Below are 21,054 nucleotides of genomic sequence, written 5' to 3' on the forward strand. Positions count from 1 at the left end.
CAGAGTTTTAGCTGGATGTTTCCGGTGGATAGCCTGCTCGCGAAAGCGGTCCATCAGATCCTACACATCTCCCCTCCGCATCCGCCCGCAACCCCCGCTGCTTCGATTGCATTGATCGCGCATTGCTCGTCCACCTCCGACAAATCCCGCTAGATGCCCCACTGCTCCCAACTCATTCCCGGCCTGATCGCGGATCAGTACGCGCTAAGTGCCGGGATGATGCTGCCGTGCCCCAAGCTATTAAGTTCGGCGAAGTGCGTAAATCTAGAACACAATTAAATTAATTTATGTATACAATTTTATCCACAAAGCAAAAAAATCGGCGGAAAATCACCGCAGATAAGGCAGGCGACGATTGAAACGGGCGCTTGATAAAACGGATTGACCTGTAGCGCACACCATGAATACACTCTGCGCAAAAGCCACTTGTATACAATTACAAAACGTAAGAGGCACAAAACCATGAGCAAAATGAGAGCAATTGAAGCCGCCGTTCTGGTGATGCGCCGTGAAGGGGTTGATACCGCTTTCGGCATCCCGGGTGCCGCGATCAACCCGTTGTATAACGCCCTGCAGAAAGTCGGCGGTATCGATCACGTCCTCGCTCGCCACGTCGAAGGCGCCTCGCACATGGCCGAGGGCTACACCCGCACCAAGGCCGGCAATATCGGCGTGTGCATCGGCACCTCCGGCCCGGCCGGCACCGACATGGTCACCGGGCTCTACAGCGCTTCGGCCGACTCGATCCCGATCCTTTGCATCACCGGCCAGGCCCCCCGCGCCCGGATGCACAAGGAAGATTTCCAGGCGGTGGACATCACCAGCATCGTCAAACCCGTCACCAAGTGGGCAACCACCGTTCTGGAACCGGGCCAAGTGCCGTACGCGTTCCAGAAAGCTTTTTTTGAAATGCGTTCCGGGCGTCCGGGCCCGGTGCTGATCGACCTGCCGTTCGACGTGCAAATGGCCGAGATCGAATTCGACATCGATGCCTATCAACCGCTGCCGCTGGCCAAGCCAAGCGCCAGCCGCGTGCAGGTTGAAAAGGCCCTGGCCTTGCTCGACCAGGCCGAGCGTCCATTGCTGGTGGCCGGCGGCGGCATCATCAACGCCGACGCCAGTGACTTGCTGGTGGAGTTCGCCGAGCTGACCGGCATCCCGGTGATCCCGACGCTGATGGGCTGGGGCACGATTCCGGACGATCATCCGCTGATGGTCGGCATGGTCGGCCTGCAGACCTCGCACCGTTACGGCAACGCGACGCTGCTCAAGTCCGACGTGGTGCTGGGCATCGGTAACCGCTGGGCCAACCGCCATACCGGTTCGGTCGACGTTTACACCGAAGGGCGCAAATTCATTCATGTCGACATCGAAGGCACGCAGATCGGCCGGGTGTTCACCCCGGACCTGGGCATCGTGTCCGACGCCGCCGCCGCGTTGACCGTGTTCATCGAAGTCGCCCGCGAATGGCAAGCCGCCGGCAAGCTGAAAAACCGCAGCGCCTGGCTGCAAGATTGCCAGCAGCGCAAGTCCAGCCTGCAGCGCAAGACTCACTTCGACAGCGTGCCGGTCAAGCCGCAGCGTGTGTACGAAGAGATGAACCAGGTATTCGGCAAAGACACCTGCTACGTCAGCACCATCGGTCTGTCGCAAATTGCCGGCGCGCAATTCCTCCACGTCTACAAGCCACGGCACTGGATCAACTGCGGCCAGGCCGGTCCGTTGGGCTGGACCATTCCGGCGGCGCTGGGGGTGGTCAAGGCCGACCCGAGCCGCAAGGTCGTGGCGCTGTCCGGCGACTATGACTTCCAGTTCATGATCGAAGAACTGGCCGTGGGTGCGCAGTTCAAACTGCCGTACATCCACGTCGTGGTGAACAACTCGTACCTGGGGCTGATCCGCCAGGCACAACGTGGTTTCGACATGGATTACTGCGTGCAGCTGTCCTTCGACAACCTCAACGCGCCTGAACTCAATGGCTACGGCGTCGACCACGTGGCGGTCGCGGAGGGGCTGGGTTGCAAGGCGTTGCGCGTGTTCGAACCGGGCCAGATCCAGCCTGCCCTGCGCAAGGCTCAGGAGCTGATCGAAGAGTTCAAAGTGCCGGTGATCGTCGAGATCATTCTGGAACGGGTAACCAACATTTCCATGGGCACCGAGATCAACGCGGTCAACGAATTCGAAGACCTGGCGTTGGTCGGCAACGACGCGCCGACGGCGATTTCGATGCTTGATTGATCCTCCCCTGTGGGAGCGAGCCTGCTCGCGAAGACGACTGCACATCCAACACAGATGCCGGTCCACACACTGCTTTCGCGAGCAGGCTCGCTCCCACTCGCCGGCCTCACCTATTCAACAGGAGACCACCATGCCGCGTTTCGCTGCCAACCTGTCCATGCTGTTCACCGAGCAGGATTTTCTCGCCCGTTTCGAAGCGGCCGCCAAGGCCGGCTTCAGTGGAGTGGAATACCTGTTCCCCTACGATTTCAGCTCCGCCGAGATCAAGGCCAAGCTCGACGCCAATGGCTTGAGCCAAGTGCTGTTCAACCTGCCGGCCGGTGACTGGGCCAAGGGCGAGCGCGGGATCGCTTGTCTGCCCGACCGCGTCGAAGAATTTCGCGCCGGGGTCGACCTGGCCATTGCTTACGCTCAAGTGTTGGGCAACACCCAGGTCAACTGCCTCGCGGGGATTCGTCCAAAAGGTGTCGACGATGCTTTGGTGGAAAAGACTTTCGTCAGCAACCTCGAGTACGCCGCCGAGAAGCTGCAAGCAGTCGGCATCAAACTGGTGATGGAAGCGATCAATACCCGCGACATCCCCGGCTTCTACCTGAACAACACCGCGCAAGCCCTGTCGATTCGCGAACAAGTGGGCAGCGCCAACCTGTTTCTGCAATACGACATCTATCACATGCAAATCATGGAAGGCGACCTTGCCCGCACGCTGCAATCGCACCTGAGCGAGATCAACCATGTGCAACTGGCAGACAACCCCGGCCGCAACGAACCGGGCACCGGCGAAATCAATTACCGCTTCCTGTTCGAACACTTGGACCGCATCGGTTATCAGGGCTGGGTCGGCTGTGAGTACAAGCCGCTGACCACCACCGAAGCAGGGCTCGCCTGGCTCAAGAGCCATAACGCAATCTGAAAGAACAACACATACCTGTAGAGAGGCAGCTTGCTTTCGCTCGGCTGGGGAGCAGTCGCAAAACCTGAGTACCGGTTCGACCTGTTACATCGCGGTGAATGGTCTTGGGGCCGCTGCGCGCCCCAGCGGGAGCAAGCTCCCTCGCCACAACAGCTCAAAAGCTCAACCGCTCAAGACTGAGCACTACAAAAACAAGAGGATTTTTTCATGGCTAAAATCGGATTTATCGGCACCGGCATCATGGGCCACCCAATGGCGTTGAACCTGCAAAAAGCCGGTCACAGCCTGTTCCTTTCCGCGCACCACGACGCGGCCCCGGACGACCTGGTGGCTGCCGGCGCAATCGCGCTGGCCAACCCGCGAGACGTCGCTCAGGAAGCCGAGTTCATCATCATCATGGTGCCCGACACTCCGCAGGTCGATGACGTGCTGTTCCGCGCCGATGGCATTGCTGCCGGTGTCGGCAAGGGCAAAGTGGTGATCGACATGAGTTCGATCTCGCCTACCGCGACCAAGACCTTCGCCGCCAAGGTCATCCAGAAAGGCGCGCAATACCTCGACGCGCCGGTCTCCGGCGGTGAAGTCGGCGCCAAGGCGGCGACCTTGAGCATCATGGTCGGCGGCGATGCCGATGCCTTCGAACGTGCGCTGCCGCTGTTCCAGGCCATGGGCAAGAACATCACCCTGGTAGGCGGCAATGGCGACGGACAGACCGCGAAAGTGGCCAACCAGATCATCGTCGCGCTGAACATTCAGGCCGTCGCCGAAGCCCTGCTATTCGCTGCGAAGAACGGCGCCGACCCGGCCAAGGTGCGTGAAGCGTTGATGGGCGGTTTCGCCTCGTCGAAGATCCTCGAAGTGCACGGCGAGCGCATGATCAAGGGCACCTTCGACCCCGGCTTCCGCATCAGCCTGCACCAAAAGGACTTGAACCTCGCCCTGCAAGGCGCCAAAGAGCTGAGCATCAACCTGCCGAACACCGCCAACGCCCAGCAAGTGTTCAGCACCTGCGCGGCCATCGGCGGCAGCAACTGGGACCACTCGGCGCTGATCAAGGGCCTGGAGCACATGGCCAACTTCTCGATTCGCGACAAGCAGTAAGCGCTGCGCAAAACCTGTGGCCTGGGGGCCAAGCCCCTCAGCACAGGTTGTTTGCGCAAGTCCCTGGTATTTATTTCATGCCCACTCAGCGCTTCAACACCCACTGCCCCGACTGGGCCACTGCCCTGCTCAATGGCTTCAGCCAGGTTTTTTTGCAGCGCCATCCGTTGTTTGGCCTGCTGTGCTTGCTGGCGATTTTATTCACCGCACCGAAGCTGCTCGGCGGTGCGCTGTTGGGCGCGGTGGCTGGGTTGCTCACCGCGCAACGCCGTGGCTACGCCAAGGCCGATCGCCAAGCCGGGCTGTTCAGTTACAACGGCGTGTTGCTGGGGCTGCTGCTGAGTGTGTATTTCCCTTGGTCGGCGTTGTTGCCTCCGCTGATCATCGCCGCCGGCGGCTTGAGCGCGATGCTTACCCAGCAATGGCTCAAGCGCGCGCGGATCAGCCAATACCTGCCGGCCTGCACCGCGCCTTTCGTGATGTTGAGCTGGTGTCTGCTGTGCTTCGCCACGCCGTCGACGCAGGCGCACTTGATCGAAATCAGTCCGTCGAACCTGCTCGCGGCTCCGCTCAGAGGGCTGGGCCAGGTGATGTTTCTCAGTCATCCGTTGGCCGGGGCGATGATTGCCTGCGGTTTGTTGATCGCTGATCGCCGCGCCTTTTGCTGGGCATTGTTCGGCTCCATCACTGGCATGGGCTGGAGCCTACTGCAGCACGACGCCTATGGCGCACTGCTGGGGCTGGGTGGTTACAACGCGGTGCTCGCTGCCCTGGCTTTCAGCTCGCAGCGCCAGCCGCCTTGGTTGCCATTGCTGGCCATTGTCGGCGCGTTATGGTTGACGCCCCTGTTTGCCGCACTCGGCGTGCCGACGCTGACCGCGCCCTTTATCCTCGCGGTCTGGCTGCTTCGTTCGGCGATTCAAGTGTTCGGTAAAGCCAGCGCCCACCGCGCAGCTTGCGCTCCCGGGGAAAATCACCCTAGGCTGCGCTGATCTTCGATTCGGGCGAGTGAAATGGACAGCAGCAGAAACTGGCGTGAAGAGCTTTACGTCATGGTTTTCCAGAGTGACACCAAGGCCGGGCGGCGCTTCGACGGCATCTTGCTGTTGATCATCCTCGCCAGCCTGGTGGTGGTGATGCTCGACAGCATCGACAGCATTCACCAGAACTACGCCGATGTGCTGGCCTACATCGAGTGGGGCTTTACCTTCATCTTCCTGATCGAATACGGCCTGCGTCTATATTGCTCGCCGAAGCCGTTGCGTTATGCCTTCAGCTTTTACGGCCTGGTGGATTTGCTGGCGATCGTGCCGGGCATTCTCGCGCTGTATTACGCCGATGCGCAGTATCTGTTGATCATCCGGATCATTCGGATGCTGCGGATTTTCCGCGTGCTCAAGCTCAGCCCGTACCTCAAACAAGCCAATTACCTGATGTCGGCGCTGCGCGGCAGCAAGCAGAAAATCGTGGTGTTTCTGGTCAGTGTCTGCACCCTGGTGACGGTGTTCGGCACCTTGATGTACGTGATCGAAGGCCCGGAGCATGGCTTTACCAGCATTCCCAAAGGCATCTATTGGGCTATCGTTACGCTCACCACCGTGGGCTTCGGTGACATCGTGCCCAAGACTCCGCTGGGTCAGGTGATTTCGTCGCTGGTGATGATTACCGGTTATTCGATCATCGCCGTGCCGACCGGGATTTTCACCGCTGAACTGGCCAATGCCATGCGCGGCGAGCAACTGCAGCACGATTGCCCGGTGTGCAAGAAAAGCAATCACGAACAAGCGGCGGCGTTCTGTTCGCGATGCGGCAACGCGCTGTTTCAGAAAGTGGAATAAGCAAAGTGCTTTTTAATCTTTAAAGGCCTATGCCACCCCGGCTATAGTCGCTGGCAAAATGCCTCATCTCTTATAAATACGCTGACTCGAACAAGGAATGCGCAGTGAAAAAACTCTTTGGCGCCTCACTTCTGGCCGCTGGCCTGGCCCTGAGCAACTTCGCTCAGGCCGCACCGACCCTGCTGAACGTTTCCTACGACGTGATGCGCGATTTCTACAAGGACTACAACACGGCGTTCCAGAAACATTGGGAAGCAGAGCACAAAGAAAACATCACCGTGCAGATGTCGTTCGGTGGCTCGAGCAAGCAAGCGCGTTCGGTAATCGACGGCCTGCCCGCCGATGTCATCACCATGAACATGGCCACCGACATCAATGCGTTGGCCGACAACGGCAAATTGGTGGCGGACAACTGGGTCACCCTGCTGCCGAACAACAGCGCGCCGTTCACTTCGGCCACCGTGTTCATCGTGCGCAAGGGCAACCCGAAGGCTCTGAAAGACTGGCCGGACCTGCTCAAGGATGGCGTGCAGGTGATCGTGCCTAACCCGAAAACCTCGGGTAATGGCCGCTACACCTACCTGTCGGCCTGGGGTTATGTGCTGAAGAACGGCGGCGACGAGAACAAGGCGAAAGACTTCGTCGGCAAACTGTTTAAGCAAGCGCCAGTGCTCGACACTGGTGGCCGCGCCGCCACCACCACCTTCATGACCAACCAGATCGGCGACGTACTGGTGACCTTTGAAAACGAAGCGGAAATGATTGCCCGTGAGTTTGGTCGCGACCAGTTCGAGGTCATCTATCCAAGCGTCTCCGCCGAAGCCGAACCGCCGGTGGCTGTGGTTAACAAAGTGGTCGACAAGAAAGGCACCCGTGAGGCCGCCGAGGAATACCTGAAGTACCTGTGGTCGCCGGAAGGCCAGGAAATCGCCGCCGCCAACTACCTGCGCCCACGGGATCCAGCGGTGTTGGCCAAGTACACCGACCGCTTCCCGAAAGTCGACTTCCTGTCGGTCGAGAAAACGTTTGGTGACTGGCGCACCGTCCAGAAAACCCACTTCAACGACGGTGGGCTGTTCGACCAGATCTACGGCAAATAAGCCACAAGCCTGACATGCAAAAGGCGACCTGAGAGGGTCGCCTTTTTTCATTTTCGGATGCGCAAAATCCCTGTGAGTGATGGGCTGGCTGTCAGGGCGCCATCGCTGGCAAGCCAGCTCGCACAGTTTCCGAGGTGTTGGAAAAATCGGTGTTCACTGCAGATCAACTGTGGGAGCGAGCCTGCTCGCGAAGACGTCGGCCCATCCAGCATCAGTGCCAACAGACCCACCTCATTCGCGAGCAGGCTCGCTCCCCCAAAGGCGCGTTTACATCGGCGGCTTCAATCCATCCTTCCCTGCCGAGATCGACGACGCAGTCAACGTGCCGTCATCGCTCTGACTGGCGGAGGTCACGATCTTCGTCCCGACCTTCAGCAAACTGCGGTCGCCCGGCGCCAGGTTGACGATCGGCACGTCCTCCGGCACCACAATCTTCTTCTCGCCGCCCTTGTAGTTGACGGTGAGGATGCGCCCGTTGCTGACCACCAAATCACCGACGCTGCCATTAGTCATCGTGCTGCCCTTGCCCAGATCAAACGGCCGATGGCCATCGCCGGTGCCGGCCAGCTCTGGCGGGAACACGTGCACTTCCAGCGCCTTGAGGCTGCCATCGGCTCGCGGGATCGCCGCCGAACCAATGTAGCTCCCGGGCTTGATGTCTTCGATGTTCGCCAAGCTAACGGCACGGACGGTGAGGTCCTTGGCCAGGAGCAGGATAATGTTTTCGCCGCTGTTGACGTGGACGCTCAACGTATCGGCGCTGACCCCGGTGATTTCACCGCGGATGCGCAGGGGCAGTCCATCTTGGGCGTGAACCAGGCTGGCGGTGAAAACGCCCATCAGGGTCAGGGTCGACACAGCGCGAAGCAGGTAACGGAACATTGCATTCATGGACAGGCTTCCATTGATCAAACAGTGGAAATGCGGCTAAGAAGCAAACCTAAGCACGCTATCGAACAAGATGTAAGAGAATGTATCATCAGCCCATCCCACCAAGATGAAGTTATCGACCCTGCAGTTGGGTCATTCCTGAGCGGAATAAACACTATCACCACGCCCTCTCTACCGCCGTATCGGTCGGCCCCGTAGCCTGCCACGCATTCCCCTTGTCCAGCGAGACCCGTTATGAACCCAGCGAATCAAGCGCCTTTAGCCGGCGCGGCAACGATGACCCGAGGCATGGTGCTGCTGTTTGCGTTCTGTTGCGGCGCGATCGTCGCCAACATTTACTACGCCCAACCGATCATTGGCCTGATCGCCCCGGATGTCGGCCTCAGCGACACCATGGCCAGTTTCATCGTGTCCTTGACCCAGATCGGCTACGCACTTGGCCTGTTTTTCCTGGTGCCGCTGGGTGACCTGTTGGAAAACCGCCGCCTGATGATCATCACCACGCTGGTAGCGATCGCCAGCCTGCTGGCCGCGGCTTTCACCGATCGGCCCAATGTGTTCCTGCTGATTTCGTTGCTGGTGGGCTTCAGTTCGGTGTCGGTACAAATCCTGATTCCGCTGGCTGCACACCTGGCACCGGAAGAGTCTCGTGGCCGCGTGGTCGGCGGGATTATGGGCGGCTTGCTGTTGGGCATTCTGCTGGCGCGGCCAGTGTCCAGCGTGGTGGCCGACCACTTCGGCTGGCGGGCGATGTTCGTGATTGCTGCGCTGCTGATGGCGGCGATCAGCATCGTGCTGGCGGTGACTATCCCCAAGCGCCAGCCCGATCACAGCGCCTCGTATGGCCAGTTGCTTGGCTCGCTCTGGACCTTGCTGCGCCAGCAACCGGTGCTGCGCCAGCGCGCGTTCTACCAGGGCTGCATGTTCGCCACCTTCAGCCTGTTCTGGACCGCCGTGCCGCTGGAACTGGCGCGCAACCATGGCCTGTCGCAAACCGAAATCGCCCTGTTCGCCCTGGTCGGGGCCATCGGCGCCATCGCCGCGCCCATCGCCGGGCGCCTGGCCGATGCCGGCCACACCCGCGTCGCGTCGCTGCTGGCGCTGGTGTTCGCCAGCCTGAGCTTCCTGCCAGCATTCATCCATCCGCTCTACAGCGTGATTGGCCTGGCGGTCACCGGCGTGGTCCTCGACTTCTGCGTGCAAATGAACATGGTCCTCGGCCAGCGCGCGGTCTACGCGCTCGACGGGAAAAGCCGCAGCCGCTTGAATGCCTTGTACATGACCAGCATTTTCATCGGCGGCGCGATCGGCTCGTCGGTGGCCAGCGCGGTGTACGAACACGGCGGCTGGTTGTGGATCGTCATCGTCGGCAGTGCGTTTCCATTGCTGGCATTGCTGCGGTTTTTGAGCGCAAGGCAAAAGCCGGTGCTGGCCGCGGCTTGAAAAAAACCTCGGAGAGCATCGCGTGCTCTCCGAGGTCTCTGTTGCAACGGCTCAATGCCGAACCAGTTTCTCCATCGCCGCATCCGCCAGAAACGAAGAGCGACTTTTGACATTGTGCTCGCGGACGTAGCGATCGATCCGCTGAATCACATAGCCGGGCAGCGTGACGTTGACCTTCTCGGTCTTGCCCAGATAAGGCGAGATATCCAGCTCAAGCATCCCCCAGCCCATGTCGGCGAACTCCGGATTGCCGCGATGGACAGACGCCGATGTCGGCATGGGAATGGGCTCGCCTTCGGCGGCAATTTCCTGCAGCAAAATATGCGCGATCTCGACCGCCGCGTTGTACGCGTCCTCAAAACTATCCCCAGCCGTGGCCGCACCGGGAATATCGGGGATCTGAATACCGATGGCGGTATTCTCGTCGCCCCACTCGATACAGATGGGATATTGCATTACGAATCTCCTGTGAAGCTGGCAATAGGGCAGAACAACCCCGCCCGCCTCCTGATGCTCTTGACCGTCCCGACCGGCAAATCCTTTTTCGGATGGGGAACGGGAATCGTGTATGGACTGTAGCGATGAGTAAAAATGTGATGACTGCCGGTGACGCGGTCCAACACCCAGCCGGCGTCTTCCAGCTCCTTGATCAATTGCCTGCTCTGCACACAGCCTCCTTGCTGGCCCAATAAAAATAACCCTAGAGTTATCTTTACTCAAGCACAAAAATCAGCTGCATGACGCCTGGAAGTTTTACCGAATGTGGCCTTGCTCCGAGAACCAGCCTTACAACGCATCCCCATCCCGCCCCACCCGCACATTCCCCGGCAACACCCCTTCATGCGCCAGCAACCAAGCATCCAGCGCATGCCCGATATGGGTCAGCACCGCCAACTCCGGTTGCAGTGCTTCGATGCAGGCCAGGGCCAGGGTCAGGTCGTTGTGGTTGCGGGGCGCCTGGGGTTGGGGCGGGATGGAGCAGTCGAGGACCAGCAGGTCGAGGGGTTGGCGTTGCAGGTAAGTGGTGGTGGCCGGTGGCAGGCCGACGGTGTCGGTGAGGTAGGCGATGCGCCGACCCTGGCTTTCAAAGAGGTAGCCCAGGGTTGGTTTGGAGTGTTGCAGCGGCACGGCGCTGACGCTCAGGTCGCCGAGCTGGCGGGTTTCGAAATGGCTGAACGGCTGGCTGAAGTCGAGGATGCCGGGGTGTTTGTAGAGGTCGGCCAAGCCATCCGGGTCTGCCGGTCCGTGGACAGGGATCACCAGGCCCTGGCCCCAGCGCAGGTGCAGCAGGCCTTGGGCGTGGTCGGCGTGGTAGTGGGTCTGGAAGATGCCGTTGAAGCTGCGCGGCGGGAAGCGTTCGGTGAGGTCCGTCAGGCCGCTGTCGATCAGCCAGCGCTGGTCGCTACACTCGATCAGCGCGCTGCAAGGCCGCCGGCGCAGCGCGGGATCCTGGCGAGCGCGATCGCAGGCGGCGCACTCGCAGCCATAGACCGGGACTTGCCGGGCATCGCCGGTACCGAGCAGGGTCAGGCGCATGCCGGTTGTCCGTCGAGACAGGTCAGCAAGCGTTCCACCGTGCGCTCCAGCGCGCCGGAGTTGTCGAGCAGATGCACCGCGGGATCGTGGTCGGCCAGCAAGTGTTCGCTGAACCGCGCGTTGCGCGCCAGGCGCTCGTCGATTTCCGGCACGGACTCGCGGCCCCGGGCCAGCAAGCGCTGGCGCAAGATCGTTTGATCGACCGTCAGCAACAGCACCAGCAGCCCTGGGTAACGGGCGCGCACCTGTGGCAGATGGGCCCGGGAACCGTTGACCAACACGTCGTCCCCCGCCGCCAGCCAAGTGTCGATCTGCTTCGGGATGCCGTAGGACAAGCCGTTGGCCTGCCAGCTCAAAGCAAACGCGCCCTGCGCCTGTAGCTCGGCAAATTGCTCGGGGCTGACACCTTGTGCCGCCTCGCCCACCGCTTCCGCCGAACGGGTGATCACGCGCTGCACAATGCGGCAGCCGCGCGCGGCCAACCGCGCACGTGCTGCGTCCAGCAGGCTGTCCTTGCCCGAACCGGAAGGTCCGATGAGATAGATCAACCTGCCCGCCATCAAAACACCCTCTTCGCCTGTCGCCATACCTGTTGCACCACCGGCAAGCCATCGCGGGTTTTCGCCTGGACCAGATCCGCGCGCAAACCGACGGCGATTTCACCGCGGTCCGTCAGCCCTGCCGCCCGCGCCGGGGTCAGGCTGACCATGCGCACCGCGTGGGCCAGGTCGATCGGGTTATCCAGGCTCGCCAGGGTGAACGCCGCTTGCAGCAGACTCGCCGGGTAGTAGTCGCTGGACAAGATATCCAGCACACCTTCGGCGGCCAGGTCCGCGGCGGCCACGTTACCCGAGTGCGAGCCGCCGCGCACGATGTTCGGCGCGCCCATCAACACGCTCATGCCTTGCTGGCGGCAACCCAGAGCGGCCTCGACCGTGGTCGGGAACTCAGCAATGGTCATGCCGTAGCGCGCCGATTCCTCGACATGCGCCAGGGTCGCGTCGTCATGGCTGGCCACCGACAAGCCCATGGCCAGGCAGTCCTCGACTATCGCTGCGCGGTAGCGGGTGCTGTACTGCTTGGAGTTGGCCATCTGCAACACGATGAATTCATCCATCTGCTCGGTGCTCAGGTGGTACTTGCCCATGTAGTACTCACGGTACTTGGATTCCAGCACGAATTGGCGCTGACCCGGCGAGTGGTCCATCACCGACACCAGTTGCACCAGCGGGTGCTGCACCAGATCGCGGAACACGCTGAGGGTGTCCGGATGGCACAGCTCGCAGCGCAGGTGCAAACGGTGTTCGGCACGGGTCAGGCCGGCGTCGGAGGCACTGGAAATCGCCTCAAGCATCGCCGGCAGTTTCTGCATGCGATTACCCTTGGGATTGACGTCGCCAATCGACACCGCGTCGAACACCGTGGTGATACCGGCGGCGATGATTTGCGCGTCATGGCTGAGCACCGCCGAAATCGACGGCCAGTCCACGCCGGGGCGCGGGGTCATGTGTTTTTCCAGGTTATCGGTGTGCAACTCCACCAGCCCCGGCAGCAGGAAATCACCGCCCAGATCCTGGGCCTGGGGCAAGCGGCTCGGGCCTTCGGCGATATCGGCAATCACGCCGTCGCGCAACAGCACGTTGCCAAGGAACACCCGGTCAGCAGTGACCAGTTGCGCATTGCTGAGGATCTGTTCAACGGACATTGGCGTATTCCTCGTGATTCACAGCGGCGGGAGTCATGTCGAGATGACGGTCGGCGACCGCCTCGCGGGCCGCGCGATCATGGAAGATGCCGATCAACGCGGCACCGGCCTGCTTGGCCTCGTTGATCAGTTGCAGCACCACTTGGCGATTGGTGTCGTCGAGGGACGCGGTGGGTTCGTCGAGCAACATTACCGGCCAGGCGACCATGAAGCCTCGGGCGATGTTGACCCGTTGCTGTTCGCCACCGGAGAAGGTGCCCGGCGCCAATTGCCACAGGCGCTGGGGAATGTTCAGGCGACTGAGCAGCAATTCGGCACGCGATTGCGCCAGGGCTTTCGACCAGCCACGGGCCAGCGCCGGCTCCATCACCACGTCCAGGCACGCCACCCGCGGGATCACCCGCAAAAACTGGCTGACGTAGCCAAGGGTGCGTTGGCGTACTTGCAGAATGTCCCGCGGCTCGGCGCCGACCAGCTCCAGCCACTGCTCATCGTGCTGCACGCGGATGCTGCCGCCCGCCGGCAAATAGTTGCCATACAAGGTGCGCAGCAAGGTCGATTTACCGGCGCCGGACTGGCCGTGCAGCACCAGGCATTCGCCGCCCGCCACGCTGAAATCCACCCCGCGCAGCACATCCAGGACAACGCCGTGCTGCTGGTGCAGGGTGAAGGTTTTCGAGAGGTCACGGACCTCGATCAAGGTTTTCATCGCTGGGATTTCCACAGTTGGACAGGGCTTCACGGCTGCAACACCGAAGACACCAGCAGTTGCGAATAAGGGTGTTGCGGGTCGTCGAGGATCTGGTCGGTGAGGCCGATTTCCACCACCCGCGAGCGGCGCATCACCATCAAGCGATCCGCCAGCAACCGCGCCACTGCCAAGTCGTGGGTGACGATCACCACCGCCAGGTCGAGTTCGCGCACCAGCCCCCGCAGCAAGTCGAGCAAGCGCGCCTGCACTGACACGTCGAGGCCGCCGGTGGGTTCGTCCATAAAGACCAGACGCGGACTCGACACCAGGTTGCGGGCAATTTGCAGGCGCTGTTGCATGCCGCCGGAGAAGGTGCGCGGCAAGTCGTCGATGCGTTGCGGGTCGATTTCCACCTGGCTCAGCCAGTCGAGCCCGGCGCCGCGCAGTTGCTGGTAGTTGCGCACACCTTGGGCCATCAGCCGTTCGCCGATGTTGGCCCCGGCCGACACGCCCATGCGCAAACCGTCACGCGGGTTTTGCTCGACGAAGCCCCATTCGGTGCGCAGCAAGGTGCGGCGTTCGGCTTCGCTGGCGCTGTACAGGTCGAGCCACTGGCCCTGTTTGTCGCGATAACCAATGCGCCCGGCCTGGGGTGGCAGGCGGCCGCTGAGCAGCGAGAGCAAGGTTGATTTGCCCGAGCCGGACTCGCCGACAATCCCCAGCACTTCGCCGGGATACAAGTCAAAACTGACGCCTTGGCAGCCCTTCTCCGGACCATACAACAGCGCCAGGTCGCGCACCTGCAGCAAGGGTTCGACGGTGGCCATCGACAGAGGGTTATTCAGTGCCGAGTTCATTGGCCCTGCTCCTGTTGGCTGACGCGCTGGGCGCAGTAATAGGTGTCGGAACAGACGAAACTCTGGGTGCCGGCGTCGTCGAGGATCAGCTCATCGAGGAATGACTCGCGGCTGCCGCAAATGGCGCAGCATTCCTGCCACTTCTGCACCTCGAACGGGTGATCCTCGAAGTCCAGGCTGGTGACCCGGGTGAACGGCGGCACCGCGTACAGACGCTTCTCGCGACCAGCGCCGAACAGCATCAGCGCCGGGCTCATGTCGAGTTTCGGGTTATCGAATTTGGGGATCGGCGACGGGTCCATCACGTAGCGTTCGTCGACCATCACCGGGTACGCATACGCAGTGGCGATGTGGCCGAAGGTGGCGATGTCTTCGTAGAGCTTGACGTGCATCACCCCGTAATCGTTGAGCGCGTGCATGGTCCGGGTCTCGGTTTCCGAGGGCTCGATAAACCGCAGCGGCTCGGGAATCGGTACTTGGTACACCATGATCTGGTCGGCGTGCAGCGGGGTTTCCGGGATGCGGTGGCGAGTCTGGATCACCGTCGCGTCCGGGGTGCTTTCAGTGGTGGCGACGCCAGCGGTGCGGGCGAAAAAGCGCCGGATCGACACTGCGTTGGTGGTGTCATCGGCGCCTTGGTCGATGACTTTCAGCACGTCGTCATCCCCGAGAATCGCCGCCGTCAGCTGCATGCCGCCGGTGCCCCACCCATAAGGCAATGGCATCTCGCGGCCACCGAACGGCACCTGATAACCGGGGATCGCCACGGCCTTGAGCAAGGCGCGGCGAATCATGCGTTTGGTCTGTTCGTCGAGGTAGGCGAAGTTGTAGGCCGTATCCCTCAGCGAGGGTTGCGTCAGGTCATTCATGGTCGTGGCCCTCGGCCGGCTTGCGCAGTTTGCGGATCAGTTCCAGTTCGGCCTGGAAGTCCACGTAGTGCGGCAGTTTGAGATGGGAAACGAAGCCCGCGGCCTCGACGTTGTCGCAGTGCATCAGGACGAACTCTTCCTGCTGCGCCGGCGACACGATCTCTTCGTTGTACTCATCGGCGCGCAAGGCGCGGTCGACCAGCGCCATGCCCATGGCTTTGCGCTCGGCATGCCCAAACGCCAGGCCGTAGCCGCGGGTGAACTGCGCCAGCTCGGTGGCCGAGCCGACGAACTGGTTGACCATCTCGCACTCAGTGATTTCGATGTCGCCCAGGCACACCGCGAAACCCAGCTCCTCAGGCTCGACCCAGACCTCGACCTCGCCGATGCGGATCTCCCCGGCAAACGGGTGGTTGCGGCCGTAACCGCGTTGGGTCGAATAGCCCAGCGCCAACAGGAAACCTTCATCGCCACGGGCCAGCGCTTGCAGACGTTGCGCACGGCTGGCGGGCAGTTCCAGTGGGTCGCGGGTGATGTCCGCGATGGCTTCGCCGTGATCGGTTTCGCTTTTGATCAGGCCTTCCTGGGCCAACAAACCGAGGACTCGCGGGCACGGTTCGAGGCTGGCATCCACAGTAGTTTCAGGGCCGGGGTATTCGCCTTCGGCCAGCAGCGCGAAGTCCAGCAGGCGATGGGTGTAATCGAAGGTCGGGCCGAGCAACTGGCCGCCGGGCACGTCCTTGAACGTCGCCGACAGTCGCCGGCTCAACTGCATGTGGGCGGTGTCGATCGGCAGGCTCGGGCTGAAGCGCGGCAACGTGGTGCGATAGGCGCGCAGCAGGAAGATCGCTTCCACCAGATCCCCCGCCGCTTGCTTGATCGCCAGCGCGGCCAGTTCGGTGTCGTACAGCGAGCCTTCACTCATTACCCGCGCCACCGCCAGCGGCAATTGCTGACGGATCTGCTCGACGCTGAGTTCCTGCACCGAAGTATCGCCCCGGCGTTTCTTCGCCAGCAGACGGTGGGCATTGTCGATGGCCTGTTCGCCACCCTTGACGGCTACGTACATCAGGCACGCTCCTGTGCAATGCGGGTGCTGCGTGGCAGGCCGATCAAGTCGTGGCCAGCGCTCAGCAACAGGTCGAGGCCCAAGGGAAAGACGTTGCGTCGATCGCGCTCGCGCCAGAAGCCCTCGGCCAGCGGCAGGCTGACCGGGTTGCTGTGTTCGATGCCGGGGCCACGCCAGTGCAACGTCGCGCCGCCATCGAGGCGTTCGAGCTGAACCAGCAAGGTGCAGGACTGATCCGGGTAGCGTTCGTTGCCGAGATCGAAGCCGCTGAGGTCGAGCAGGTCAGCGGCGTCGAGTAGGGCGAACCGTGCGTCTTCGCGGCGCGCCGTCAGCGGGCAGCCGCAATGGAACGCCAGGTTGGCGCGAATGCCCGGGGTATCGAACGACGGCGCCAGCCACAGCGGCGTGTCGACATCGAGCAAGGCCAGGCACAAGGCGTAGGTTGCCGGGGCCAAGCCTTCGAGGCTCGGCGCGGCGTGCAGGGTCTGGACCACACCGGGCCCGGCGAGGGCCTTGAGTGCCGCGCGAAAGCCCCGTTGAGCGTCCAGCACCGGGTCGCTGAACGCCGATTGCAACAACTGTGCGTGCATCAGTTTTCTCCTCGAACGAGGGTGAAGAATTCGACTTTGCTGGCGGCGGTGTCGGCGGCCTTGCGCGCCTGACGTTGCGCCTGGGCCTCGGCCAACGGGGTGATGATCTGCTCGAGCCAATGACCTTGCTGTCCGCCCTGCAGATGCGCGTCCGCCAGCGCCGCCAGTTCGGCATGCACCTTGTCTCGACCGGCCAAATAGCTGTAGCCGGTGCGGCCATCGGCCAGGCGCACCACGCAACGGGTCACGCTCATTTCACCGAGGTTGAACGGCGCGCCGTTGCCGCCCATGCGCCCGCGCACCAGGGTCATGCCGATTTCCGGGGCGCGGATCAGTTGGTACTCGACGTCGCGCAACGCGGCTTCGTGGGGCTGCAATTCACTGCGCCGGGCGCGGGCCAGCACGCCGATCCAGTGCTGACGCGCGGTATGAGGAACGGGGTTCATCGCGGAGTTCTCCATCAAGTGACGACCTGGTACTGGAAGCGATCCGAACGGCTGGTGGACTGGGCCAGTTCCACCGCACGGCCGTCCCGGTCGCGGGAAATCGTGAACACACTCAGTGCCGGCAAATGCCGAGGCATCATCAGCAGCGCCGCTTCGTCGCGGCTGGGTAAACGGGCGCCGATCAGGCTCAGGGTGCGGGTCAGCGGCAGGTCGCGCTCGCGCATGTACTGGCGCAACGAACCGCCGTTGTAATCCGCCAGCATCGGCGCATGGCTGGCGCAGTAGCGGTGGCGGATCAGGCTGACCGGTTGGTGATCGAGCTTGCGCAAGGTCTGCAACTCGATCATCGGCGCCAACTCGGCGATGCCCAGGTGTTCGGCTTCTTCGCGGCTGGCGTAGCAGTAGCGGCGCTTGAGTAACAGCGCCTCGACGCCCAGGCCTTGGGCCGACAGCGACTGGCTGTAGGCACTGTCCGCCGCCATCGGGTAAATCAGCGGCCGCTCCAGCACTTGCGTGCCTTTGCCCTGGCGCCGCAGCAGGCTGCCTTCGAACACCAATTCATCGATGGCGCGGCGCAACGTATGGCGATTGACGCCAAAGCGTTCGGCCAGTTGCACCTCGGCCGGCAGGAAGTCCCCGGCCTGATAGTCCGCCAGTTCACGACGCAGGATGTCGGCCAATTCGCGGTACACCGGCTCATCTTGTCTAGACAACTGCATGCTTAAAAAAAAGCGCCCAGGGGCACCCCTCCGAAGATCAGATGAACTGCTTGCGCAGGCGTTGCGAGAGGATGTCGATCAGGCTGACCACGACGATGATCACCAACAGCACCGCGCAGGTTTGTACGAACTGAAAGGCGCGGATGTTTTCCCAGAGGATTACGCCGATCCCGCCGGCACCGACCATGCCCACCACCGTCGCCGAGCGCACGTTGGCTTCGAAGCGGTACAGCGCGTAGGAGACCCACAGCGGCATGACTTGCGGGATCACCCCGTAGATCACTTCTTGCAGGGCACTGGCGCCGGTGGCGCGAACCCCTTCGACCGGGCCTGGGTCAATCGCCTCGACGGCTTCGGCGAACAGCTTGGCGAGCACGCCAGTGGTGCTGATCCACAGCGCCAACACCCCGGCAAACGGCCCGAGACCGACCGCCACGACGAACAACATGGCGAACACCATTTCGTTGATCGAGCGAAACGCGTCCATCACCCGGCGCAGGGGTTGGTGAATCCACCACGGGGTAATGTTTTCCGAGCACAAGATGCCCAGTGGCACCGAGCAGACAATCGCCAGCACCGTGCCCCACAAGGCGATTTGCACGGTGATGATCATTTCCTTGAGGTAGGCGCGCCATTCGTGGAAGTCCGGCGGGAAAAAGTCCGCGGCGAAGGTCGCCATGTTGCCGGAGTCGCGGTACAGCGCCATCGGGTTCATCTCGGCACCGTGCCAGGCCCAGGCCAGCAGGACCAGAAACAGGCCCCAGCCGACATAGCGCGGCCAGGTGTACTTGCCGACAGCTTCAGCGTGAAGAGTGGTCATTGGCGTTCTCTGATTAATGCGCGACACATAACTCATGCCGGGTGCAAGACCCCTTGTGGGAGCGGGCTTGCTCGCGAAAGCGGTGGTTCAGTCGACATCAAGGGTGGATGGGCTGCCGTCTTCGCGAGCAAGCCCGCTCCCACAGTTGATCTGCGATGAATCAGCCAGCGTTGGCGGCGGTTTTCTTGTCGCTCTTCTCAAGCAAAGTGATGCGCTCTTGCAGCTTGGCCAGTTCGGCGTCGATGTCGGCCAGGCGCTTGGCTTTGTCGGCGGCGTCGAGCTTGGTGTCGGCAACGATAGTGGTGCGCTGCTTGAACAGTTCGAGTTGGCGGATCGGCAGCAACTGGTCGTCGCTGGACGCGAGGAACTTGCCCAGCTGCATATTCTTCAGCACCGCTTTCTCGGCATCGGTGTCGCCGTAGCTGAAGATGAAATCGCGGATCTTGGTCTTCTCGCTGTCGCTCAACGCCTTGCTCCAGACCAGTGGGTCGGCGGGAATCAGCGGCGATTTCCAGATCACTTTGAGCAACGCGGCTTTGTCCGGCTGAGTGACTTCCAGGCGATCCCAGCTCTCGGTGTTGAAGGTGGCCACGTCCAGTTGCCCCTTGGCCACGCTCAAGGCGTTGACTTCGTGGCTGGAGTTGAGCGTGCGCTTGAACGCGGTGGCGGCGTCGACGTTGTTCTTGGCGAACACGTAGTAGCCCGGCACCAGGTAGCCGGAGGTGGAGTTCGGATCACCGTTGCCGAAGGTCAGGGTCTTGGCGTTTTTCAGCATGTCCTCGACCGAGTTGATCGGGCTGTCCTTGCGCGCGATCAAAACGCTCCAGTAACCGGCGGCACCGCTGGCGGCGGCGGTCTGGGCGAAAATCTCACCGTTGGAGCGGTCCACCGCTTCGATGGCGGCCTTGTTGCCGAGCCAGGCGACGTCGACCTTGTTAAAGCGCATGCCCTGGATCAGGCCGGCGTAGTCAGAGGCGAAAGTAGCGTTGATCTTCAGGCCGGTTTGCTTCTGCATATCATCCAGGAACGGCTGCCAGATGCTCTTGAGGTTCTGCGAAGACTCGGTGGACATGATGCCGAAGTTAATGGCTTTTTCTTCTGCCTGGGCGCTGCCCAGCACACAGCTGGCGAGCAACGCGGCGCCAGCAAAGACGCGACCGATACGGTTCAACATGGAAGGGTTTCCTGAGGCGACGTAGTGGGAAAACAAAGGAGGTTCAGGCCCGAGCCAGCACTAGCCTGGGCGTGGCCTCGGTGGGGCGTAGCTGTTCAGAGCACATGAGGCTGGTGTCGAGGTCGGCGCCGTACAGATCGTTGAGGAACTGGCCACTGAGCTCAGTGCCACGGCCATCGAAATGAATGCGCCCACCCTTGAGCGCCACGGCTCGCGGGCAATACCGCATGGCGTAATCGACTTGATGCAGGGTCACGACCACGGTTTTGCCGTCGCGACGATTGATGTCGGCGAGAATTTCCATGACCTTGCGCGCAGACTCCGGGTCGAGCGAGGCGATGGGTTCATCGGCGAGAATGACCTCGGCGCGCTGGGTCAGAGCCCGGGCAATCGCCACCCGTTGTTGCTGGCCACCGGACAGGGTCGAAGCCCGCTGCGCGGCTAGATCGGCCAGGCCGACGCGGTAGAGCGAGGCCATGGCGAACTGTTTCTCTTCAGCATTGAACAGACGGAAATTACCGCGCCAGCGCGGCATGCGGCCCAGGCAACCGAGCAGCACGTTGTCGAGCACGCTCAGGCGATTGACCAGGTTGAATTGCTGGAAGATGTAGCCGATGTCGGCACGCAAGCGCCTAACCTTGCCATTCAAGCGCCCGGACGCCTGCACTTCGCGGCCCAGCACCGTCACGCTGCCGCCGTTGTTGCGGTCGCAACAGGCCAGGCCCGCGAGGTGACGCAACAGGGTGGACTTGCCGGAACCGGACGCGCCGATCAGCGCAACCATCTCACCGTGGCCAATGGAGAGCTCGAGGTCGACCAGCGCGGCTTTCTTCGCAAAGGTCTTGTTCAGATGGTCGACATGGATAGCTGCGTTCATGGGCATCTCTGTCAGGTTGAACAGCCTTCCTTGGCTGCATTGAAGTTCAACCCAATCTAGGTGCGGGGGGTTTCAGCCCTATGACTTGCACATGTCGGTGGTGTAACTGTTTGATGAAGGTTTGGTGAATGGTTGAGGGCGATGGCGGCCTGACAGCCCATCCAGCACTGGCAACGT

Annotated in this window: 23 protein-coding genes; 7 read left to right on the top strand and 16 right to left on the bottom strand. The window is 61.8% G+C overall.

Annotated elements, in window-relative coordinates; translation table 11 throughout:
* The first annotated feature begins 462 nt into the window (after positions 1-462).
* From gcl to RG836_RS04065, 6 genes are all read left to right on the top strand, one after another.
* The gene (gcl, locus tag RG836_RS04040; RefSeq protein ID WP_310843413.1) at positions 463-2,238 is read left to right on the top strand and encodes a glyoxylate carboligase; all 1,776 of its coding nucleotides are present in this window, start codon (positions 463-465) and stop codon (positions 2,236-2,238) included.
* Between the two features lie 130 nt (positions 2,239-2,368).
* A complete protein-coding gene (gene hyi / locus RG836_RS04045; protein ID WP_310843415.1) occupies positions 2,369-3,151 on the top strand; it encodes a hydroxypyruvate isomerase in 783 nt (260 codons plus the stop codon).
* A 207-nt stretch (positions 3,152-3,358) separates the two neighbouring features.
* Positions 3,359-4,252 carry a 2-hydroxy-3-oxopropionate reductase gene (locus RG836_RS04050; protein ID WP_310843416.1) on the top strand — a complete coding sequence of 298 codons (894 nt, stop codon included), beginning with the start codon at positions 3,359-3,361 and terminating at the stop codon, positions 4,250-4,252.
* A gap of 77 nt (positions 4,253-4,329) precedes the next feature.
* Positions 4,330-5,244 carry an urea transporter gene (locus RG836_RS04055; protein WP_310843418.1) on the top strand — a complete coding sequence of 305 codons (915 nt, stop codon included), beginning with the start codon at positions 4,330-4,332 and terminating at the stop codon, positions 5,242-5,244.
* A 21-nt stretch (positions 5,245-5,265) separates the two neighbouring features.
* Positions 5,266-6,090: an ion transporter gene (locus tag RG836_RS04060; RefSeq protein ID WP_310843420.1), complete on the top strand. Its 825-nt coding sequence runs from the start codon at positions 5,266-5,268 to the stop codon at positions 6,088-6,090.
* A 104-nt stretch (positions 6,091-6,194) separates the two neighbouring features.
* Positions 6,195-7,190 carry a sulfate ABC transporter substrate-binding protein gene (locus RG836_RS04065; RefSeq protein WP_310843422.1) on the top strand — a complete coding sequence of 332 codons (996 nt, stop codon included), beginning with the start codon at positions 6,195-6,197 and terminating at the stop codon, positions 7,188-7,190.
* Between the two features lie 267 nt (positions 7,191-7,457).
* On the opposite strand, the gene RG836_RS04070 is transcribed toward RG836_RS04065, so the two are convergent.
* Positions 7,458-8,081 (bottom strand): hypothetical protein, encoded by a 624-nt coding sequence (locus RG836_RS04070; RefSeq protein ID WP_310843424.1) that lies wholly within the window; start codon positions 8,079-8,081, stop codon positions 7,458-7,460.
* A gap of 234 nt (positions 8,082-8,315) precedes the next feature.
* Here RG836_RS04070 and RG836_RS04075 point away from each other — a divergent pair, with 234 nt between their 5' ends.
* Positions 8,316-9,524 carry an MFS transporter gene (locus RG836_RS04075; protein WP_310843425.1) on the top strand — a complete coding sequence of 403 codons (1,209 nt, stop codon included), beginning with the start codon at positions 8,316-8,318 and terminating at the stop codon, positions 9,522-9,524.
* Positions 9,525-9,575: 51 nt separating this feature from the next.
* On the opposite strand, the gene RG836_RS04080 is transcribed toward RG836_RS04075, so the two are convergent.
* The 15 genes from RG836_RS04080 to phnC form a co-directional block, all read right to left on the bottom strand.
* Entirely contained in the window at positions 9,576-9,980 is a 405-nt protein-coding gene (locus RG836_RS04080) for a type II toxin-antitoxin system HicB family antitoxin (RefSeq protein WP_310843426.1), read from the bottom strand.
* A complete protein-coding gene (locus RG836_RS04085) occupies positions 9,980-10,192 on the bottom strand; it encodes a type II toxin-antitoxin system HicA family toxin (protein ID WP_310843429.1) in 213 nt (70 codons plus the stop codon). The genes RG836_RS04080 and RG836_RS04085 overlap by 1 nt, the downstream gene beginning before the upstream one ends.
* 118 nt (positions 10,193-10,310) lie before the next feature.
* A complete protein-coding gene (gene phnP / locus RG836_RS04090; RefSeq protein ID WP_310843430.1) occupies positions 10,311-11,060 on the bottom strand; it encodes a phosphonate metabolism protein PhnP in 750 nt (249 codons plus the stop codon).
* On the bottom strand, positions 11,051-11,620 hold the full coding sequence (gene phnN / locus RG836_RS04095) for a phosphonate metabolism protein/1,5-bisphosphokinase (PRPP-forming) PhnN (protein WP_310843431.1): 570 nt from the start codon (positions 11,618-11,620) through the stop codon (positions 11,051-11,053). Before phnN ends, phnP begins: the two co-directional genes overlap by 10 nt.
* On the bottom strand, positions 11,620-12,765 hold the full coding sequence (locus RG836_RS04100) for an alpha-D-ribose 1-methylphosphonate 5-triphosphate diphosphatase (RefSeq protein WP_310843433.1): 1,146 nt from the start codon (positions 12,763-12,765) through the stop codon (positions 11,620-11,622). The genes phnN and RG836_RS04100 overlap by 1 nt, the downstream gene beginning before the upstream one ends.
* Positions 12,755-13,474, bottom strand: a complete 720-nt coding sequence (gene phnL / locus RG836_RS04105; RefSeq protein ID WP_310843435.1) for a phosphonate C-P lyase system protein PhnL — start codon at positions 13,472-13,474, stop codon at positions 12,755-12,757. The genes RG836_RS04100 and phnL overlap by 11 nt, the downstream gene beginning before the upstream one ends.
* 29 nt (positions 13,475-13,503) lie before the next feature.
* A complete protein-coding gene (phnK, locus tag RG836_RS04110; RefSeq protein ID WP_310843437.1) occupies positions 13,504-14,313 on the bottom strand; it encodes a phosphonate C-P lyase system protein PhnK in 810 nt (269 codons plus the stop codon).
* The gene (locus RG836_RS04115; RefSeq protein ID WP_310843438.1) at positions 14,310-15,182 is read right to left on the bottom strand and encodes an alpha-D-ribose 1-methylphosphonate 5-phosphate C-P-lyase PhnJ; all 873 of its coding nucleotides are present in this window, start codon (positions 15,180-15,182) and stop codon (positions 14,310-14,312) included. The genes phnK and RG836_RS04115 overlap by 4 nt, the downstream gene beginning before the upstream one ends.
* Positions 15,175-16,251 carry a carbon-phosphorus lyase complex subunit gene (locus tag RG836_RS04120; RefSeq protein WP_310843440.1) on the bottom strand — a complete coding sequence of 359 codons (1,077 nt, stop codon included), beginning with the start codon at positions 16,249-16,251 and terminating at the stop codon, positions 15,175-15,177. The genes RG836_RS04115 and RG836_RS04120 overlap by 8 nt, the downstream gene beginning before the upstream one ends.
* On the bottom strand, positions 16,251-16,841 hold the full coding sequence (gene phnH / locus RG836_RS04125; RefSeq protein ID WP_310843442.1) for a phosphonate C-P lyase system protein PhnH: 591 nt from the start codon (positions 16,839-16,841) through the stop codon (positions 16,251-16,253). Before phnH ends, RG836_RS04120 begins: the two co-directional genes overlap by 1 nt.
* Complete coding sequence (gene phnG / locus RG836_RS04130) at positions 16,841-17,287, bottom strand: phosphonate C-P lyase system protein PhnG (RefSeq protein ID WP_310843443.1); 447 nt, start codon at positions 17,285-17,287, stop codon at positions 16,841-16,843. Before phnG ends, phnH begins: the two co-directional genes overlap by 1 nt.
* Before the next feature lie 14 nt (positions 17,288-17,301).
* Positions 17,302-18,006 carry a phosphonate metabolism transcriptional regulator PhnF gene (gene phnF, locus RG836_RS04135; RefSeq protein WP_310843444.1) on the bottom strand — a complete coding sequence of 235 codons (705 nt, stop codon included), beginning with the start codon at positions 18,004-18,006 and terminating at the stop codon, positions 17,302-17,304.
* 37 nt (positions 18,007-18,043) lie between these two features.
* The gene (gene phnE, locus RG836_RS04140; protein WP_310843446.1) at positions 18,044-18,826 is read right to left on the bottom strand and encodes a phosphonate ABC transporter, permease protein PhnE; all 783 of its coding nucleotides are present in this window, start codon (positions 18,824-18,826) and stop codon (positions 18,044-18,046) included.
* A 160-nt stretch (positions 18,827-18,986) separates the two neighbouring features.
* Positions 18,987-20,000 (bottom strand): phosphonate ABC transporter substrate-binding protein, encoded by a 1,014-nt coding sequence (phnD, locus tag RG836_RS04145; RefSeq protein ID WP_310843448.1) that lies wholly within the window; start codon positions 19,998-20,000, stop codon positions 18,987-18,989.
* Between the two features lie 43 nt (positions 20,001-20,043).
* A complete protein-coding gene (gene phnC, locus RG836_RS04150; RefSeq protein WP_310843449.1) occupies positions 20,044-20,877 on the bottom strand; it encodes a phosphonate ABC transporter ATP-binding protein in 834 nt (277 codons plus the stop codon).
* Positions 20,878-21,054: the final 177 nt, after the last annotated feature.

The sequence above is a fragment of the Pseudomonas rhizozeae genome (assembly GCF_031583775.1).
Classification (GTDB): Bacteria; Pseudomonadota; Gammaproteobacteria; order Pseudomonadales; family Pseudomonadaceae; genus Aquipseudomonas.